At 63.0% G+C, this 4,820-nt stretch carries 6 protein-coding genes and 1 pseudogene; 6 read left to right on the forward strand and 1 reads right to left on the reverse strand.

All coding sequences use genetic code 11. The features are described from left to right. Positions 1 to 7 precede the first annotated feature (7 nt). From L9Z73_RS25475 to L9Z73_RS25490, 4 genes are all read left to right on the forward strand, one after another. Positions 8 to 475, forward strand: coding sequence for a class I SAM-dependent methyltransferase (locus tag L9Z73_RS25475; RefSeq protein ID WP_247407091.1), 468 nt, complete (start codon positions 8 to 10; stop codon positions 473 to 475). 122 nt (positions 476 to 597) lie between these two features. Then, positions 598 to 1,731 carry a ribonuclease D gene (gene rnd, locus L9Z73_RS25480; RefSeq protein WP_247407080.1) on the forward strand — a complete coding sequence of 378 codons (1,134 nt, stop codon included), beginning with the start codon at positions 598 to 600 and terminating at the stop codon, positions 1,729 to 1,731. Then, a complete protein-coding gene (locus L9Z73_RS25485) occupies positions 1,728 to 2,021 on the forward strand; it encodes a YcgL domain-containing protein (RefSeq protein WP_017848744.1) in 294 nt (97 codons plus the stop codon). Before rnd ends, L9Z73_RS25485 begins: the two co-directional genes overlap by 4 nt. A gap of 107 nt (positions 2,022 to 2,128) precedes the next feature. Continuing rightward, positions 2,129 to 3,061: a D-2-hydroxyacid dehydrogenase gene (locus L9Z73_RS25490; protein ID WP_247407085.1), complete on the forward strand. Its 933-nt coding sequence runs from the start codon at positions 2,129 to 2,131 to the stop codon at positions 3,059 to 3,061. A 51-nt stretch (positions 3,062 to 3,112) separates the two neighbouring features. On the opposite strand, the gene L9Z73_RS25495 is transcribed toward L9Z73_RS25490, so the two are convergent. Next, positions 3,113 to 3,706, reverse strand: a complete 594-nt coding sequence (locus tag L9Z73_RS25495; RefSeq protein ID WP_247407088.1) for a nitroreductase family protein — start codon at positions 3,704 to 3,706, stop codon at positions 3,113 to 3,115. Positions 3,707 to 3,859: 153 nt separating this feature from the next. Here L9Z73_RS25495 and L9Z73_RS25500 point away from each other — a divergent pair, with 153 nt between their 5' ends. Continuing rightward, a complete protein-coding gene (locus L9Z73_RS25500) occupies positions 3,860 to 4,309 on the forward strand; it encodes a YcgN family cysteine cluster protein (RefSeq protein WP_110624195.1) in 450 nt (149 codons plus the stop codon). 13 nt (positions 4,310 to 4,322) lie between these two features. Next, a pseudogene (locus L9Z73_RS25505) lies at positions 4,323 to 4,820 on the forward strand (hypothetical protein); the annotation flags it as partial.

Raw genomic sequence — 4,820 nt, forward strand, 5'->3', positions numbered from 1 at the left:
CGGGCGGCTGGTGCGCAATGCCCTCAAGGTCGCCGGCGAGCCCGGTTTGGTCCTCGACCTGGCCTGCGGTTCGGGGCGGTTCTGGCCGGTGTTGGCCGAACACGTCAACCGGGTGATCCTCGCCTCGGATAACTCCCAGGACATGCTCGACCACGCCCGCACCCACCACCCGACGTCGCTGCTCAAACGGGTCAAGACCTTTCAAGGTTCGGCGTTTTCCATCGGCCTGTCGGCGAATGCGGTGGATTGCATTTTCTGTCTGGAATTGTTTCGTCATGTACCCAGCAGCGAAGCGCGCCAGGCGCTGCTGCAGGAGTTTCATCGGGTCAGCCGCGACACGGTGATTGTGTCGGTCGCGTCTCATACGCCGGTGGAGGACGAGTTCCGCCAGGCGGGCTTCGAGGTCCTGTATTACCAGGAGTTCATCCCCGGCTCCAGTGTGTGGCGTGTCTACGTTCTGCGTAAGACGGGATAACTCCCATCGGTCGGACTATTCTTCACGCGCTGTCGGAGTTTTCATGATTGCGTGTGCACTGCGGATGCTCGCAAGTCCCTTTCGCGATATATACTGCGCGCCATTCTTCAAGGGAGAGCCGTGTGGCCATCGATATTCACTGGATCTGCGACAACGATAGCCTCGGCCAGCATTGCGCCGAATGGCAGCAGTTGCCATTCGTCGCCCTCGACACCGAATTCATGCGGGTCGACACCTTTTATCCCATTGCCGGGCTGATCCAGATCGGTGATGGCGTTCGCGCTTACCTGATCGACCCCCTGACCATCGACAACTGGCAACCGCTGGCAGCTTTGCTGGAAAACCCGGCCGTGATCAAAGTGGTCCACGCCTGCAGCGAAGACCTGGAAGTGTTGCTGCGCCTGACCGGCAGCCTGCCGGTGCCGTTGTTCGACACCCAACTGGCTGCGGCTTACCTGAACCTCGGGTTCTCCATGGGCTATTCGCGGCTGGTGCAAGCCGTGCTCGATATCGACTTGCCCAAGGGCGAAACCCGCTCCGACTGGCTGCAGCGCCCATTGTCCGAGACCCAGGTGAGCTACGCCGCCGAAGATGCGGTCCACCTGGCCGAGGTCTACATTCGCCTGCGCCCGCGGCTGTCGGACGACAAATACGCCTGGGTCCTGGACGACGGTGCCGAACTGGTGGCGAACCTGCGCCGCGAAGTCGACCCCTACGAGGTGTACCGCGACGCCAAGCTGGCGTGGAAACTGTCCCGTGCCCAACTCGCCGTGCTGCGTGAACTGTGCGCCTGGCGCGAGCAGCAAGCGCGTGTCCGCGACCTGCCGCGTAATCGCGTCATTCGTGAACACTCGCTGTGGCCCCTGGCCAAGTCCCAGCCGGATAACCTCGCCGCCCTGGGCAAAATCGAAGACATGCACCCGCGCACCGTGCGTCAGGATGGCCAGTTTCTGCTGGACCTGATCAAGCGCGCCGGCAGCGTGTCCATGGACCAATGGCCGCCCGCCGTGGCTGAACCGCTGCCGGTGGATGCCGCTGCGCTGATCAAGCACCTGCGCGCCTTGGGCCAGGCTGAAGCCGAACGCCTGGACATGGCGCCGGAACTGATGCTGCGCAAGAAAACCCTCGAAGCCCTGGTCAAAAGTGGCTACCCCGATGGGCCTTATAAACTGCCAGACTCGCTGCGTGGCTGGCGCCGCGAGTTGATGGGCCAGGCGCTGCTCGACAGCCTGGCCACTGCCGGAGAACAGCCTTGAAACGTATTTGCTCCATCTATCGCAGCTTGAAACGCAACGAAATGTACCTCTACGTGCTGAAAAGCGATGCCCTGGAGCGCGTGCCGGAACCCTTGATGGAAGCCTTCGGCAAAGCCCATCACGCGTTCGACATGGTGTTGACGCCCGAGCGCAAGCTGTCGCGCGAGGACATTGCGGTGGTCCTAGAAAACCTCGAAAAGCAAGGCTACCACCTGCAAATGCCACCGGCCGAAGACGAGTACATCGAACACTTGCCCGAAGAGCTGCTGCGCCGCAACGACCCGATGTGATCGCTCAGTGCCCTGTCCTGGGCGCATTTTTCCATGGAATCGTATTAATGGACGGTGGCCGTAAGGATGCGGGCGGCCGTCTGCATTGTTTTTGAAAGGTTTGAACCATGCGTGTTCTGATTGCTGAACAGGATCACCCGCTCTACGCTCGGTTGCTGGGCGAAGCGGCACCGGACCTTGAGGTGTTGACCAGCGGCGACTCAGCCGAACTGTCGCGCCTGGCCGCCGATTGCCCGGTGTGGCTTGGCCAGCCGGACCTGCTGGCCACCCTGTTGCGCCAGGGGCACCACCCGCAGTGGCTGCAATCGACCTGGGCCGGCGTCACGCCGCTGCTGGCTGAGGGCTTGCCTCGCGACTATCGGCTGACCCGTGCGGTGGGAATTTTTGGCCAGGTCATGGCGGAATTTATCCTCACCTACATGCTGGGCCATGAACGCGAAGTGTTGGCGCGCCTGGTCAGCCAGGTCGAGCGCAAGTGGGACAGCCGCATGGGCCAGAGCCTCGCCGGGCGCACGGTGTTGATCGTCGGCTGCGGTGATATCGGCCAACGCGTGGCGCAGTTTCTCGTGCCGTTTGGCGTCAAGCTATATGGCATCGCCAGTCAGGCACGCGAGCAGGCACCGTTTATCGAAGTGGCCGGGATCGATCAACTGGGTCGGCTGGTGGGCGAAGCGGACTACGTGATCAACCTGCTGCCGAATACGCCGAACACCCACGACCTGTACGACGCGGCGTTGTTCAAGCAGTTCAAACCGAGCGGGTTGTTCATCAACGTCGGCCGTGGCGTCGCGGTGGTCGATGCCGATCTGGTCGAAGCCTTGAAAGAAGGGCATCTGGCCGGTGCGGTGATCGACGTGTGTCGCCAGGAACCGTTGCCGCAACGCCACCCGTTCTGGACCGCCTGGGGCCTGCTGCTGACCGGGCACAGCTCGGCACCGACCTCGCCGCCGATGATGGTGCAACTGTTTCTGGAGAACGTGCGCGCGTACCAGGCCCAGCAAGCCTTGCGCGGTGAAGTGGATTTCGAGCGCGGATACTGACACCGCGCCGAACCGCAGGTGGGGGCTGGCAAGCCAGCTCCCACGTCAGTCCTAGAGACTGAAATCGCCTTGCGACACCAGCTCGCTCAACGGCTTACGCGGGCTTGGCGTCTCACGGCCTTGCAGGTACTCCGGCAAGGTCGACTTGTCGCCCAGCTTGCCGATCGCGACCGCCGCATGCAGCGCATAACCCTGTGGAACCTTCAGCTCCTTGCGCGTCAGTTCCTGATCGAAGCCGGCCATGCCATGCGTATGCCAGCCGCTGAGGCTGGCCTGTAGCGCGAGGTAGCCCCAGGCCGAACCGGTGTCGAAGGTGTGCCACAGCGCCGGGGTTTCTTCGCTGGCGCCGGGGGCGATGAAGTCGGTTTTCGAGGCGATGATCACCAGGGCCGACGCATGCTGCGCCCAGTTGCGGTTGAATTCGTTCAACAGACCCAGGAAGCGCTCCCAGTCCGGCGTGTCCCGGCGCGCGTAGAGGAAACGCCAGGGCTGCGAGTTATAGGCCGATGGCGCCCAGCGCGCGGCTTCGAAAAAGCTCAGCAGGGTTTCCTGCGGGATGCTCGCGCCGGTGAAGGCGCGGGGCGACCAGCGGTCAGTGAACTGGGGGTTGATCGGGTAATCGGCAGCGCGGGGGTTGGTGCTCATGGGCAGTTCCTGATTGTCAATTCGGCGCCCAAAGCTACTGTGCCCCCGCTAGACTGACAAGTCTTGTAACACCGCCAGTCGTAAGCGCTTGGCCGCAGTGGTCTTGGGCACTAGACTGACGGCCTTTTCACCTACCGATACTGATGTAGAGCCATGGCCGCCAAAGTCGAACCTTTCTGGATACGCAAAACCCTTGAACACCTCGATCAGGAGGAGTGGGAGTCGTTGTGCGACGGCTGTGGCCTGTGCTGCCTGCAAAAGCTCGAGGATGAAGACGACAACAGCGTCTATTACACGCGCATCGCCTGCAAACTGCTCGACCTGAAAACCTGCCAGTGTACCGATTACCCTAACCGCCGCGCGTCGGTGCCCGACTGTATCCAGCTCACCCCGGGCCAGGCCGACCAGTTCAAGTGGCTGCCGCCCACCTGCGGCTACCGCCTGGTCAGCGAGCGCAAGGACTTGCCGCTGTGGCATCACCTGGTCTGCGGCGACCGTGACGCCGTGCATCACGAACGCATTTCCCAGTCCGGACGCATGCTCGCCGAAGGCAGCGTGCCCGAAGACGACTGGGAGGATTACCTGATCTTCCGCGCGGGCTGAACAAGGAGTGAGCATGAGGGGGCTGACCCAACTGGCGGCGAGCCTGGTGTTGCTGGCGCTGAGCACGCCGGCGTGGTGCGCGAAGAAAGTCGACCTGGACTATCACGTCAAACTGCTGCCCCAGAGCGATCAGGCGCTGGTGCGCGTGAGTCTGTCCCAGGGTTCGGCGGTGCGCAGCCTGGATTTCGAGCTGGGCCGCGACGGTGACTACAGCGATTTCCAGGCCGACGGCCAATGGAAAGTCAGTGGCCATCGCGGCCTTTGGCAACCCAGCGCCGACAAGGCCAGCCTGACCTACCGTGTACGCCTCAGCCATGCGCGCAAGCCGGGTGCCTATGAAGCGCGGATGACGCCGAGCTGGGCGCTGTTTCGCGGGGAAGACCTGGTGCCAGCCGCGCGCCTCGACCAGCAGGACGGCGTCGAGCTGGTCTCGCGCTTGGTGTTCGAGCTGCCAACCGGCTGGAAAAGCGTCGAAACCGCCTGGCCGCGCATCGGCAAGCACACCTTCCGG

Origin of the sequence: Pseudomonas emilianonis, assembly GCF_023072625.1 — a bacterium.
GTDB lineage: Bacteria > Pseudomonadota > Gammaproteobacteria > Pseudomonadales > Pseudomonadaceae > Aquipseudomonas > Aquipseudomonas paraveronii.

What these genes read in the sequence shown, in the direction of transcription:
- L9Z73_RS25490 (WP_247407085.1), top strand. Translation starts at nt 2,129, where the DNA reads ATGCGTGTTCTGATTGCTGAACAGGATCACCCGCTCTACGCTCGGTTG.
- L9Z73_RS25500 (WP_110624195.1), top strand. Translation starts at nt 3,860, where the DNA reads ATGGCCGCCAAAGTCGAACCTTTCTGGATACGCAAAACCCTTGAACAC.
- L9Z73_RS25495 (WP_247407088.1), bottom strand. Translation starts at nt 3,706, where the DNA reads ATGAGCACCAACCCCCGCGCTGCCGATTACCCGATCAACCCCCAGTTC.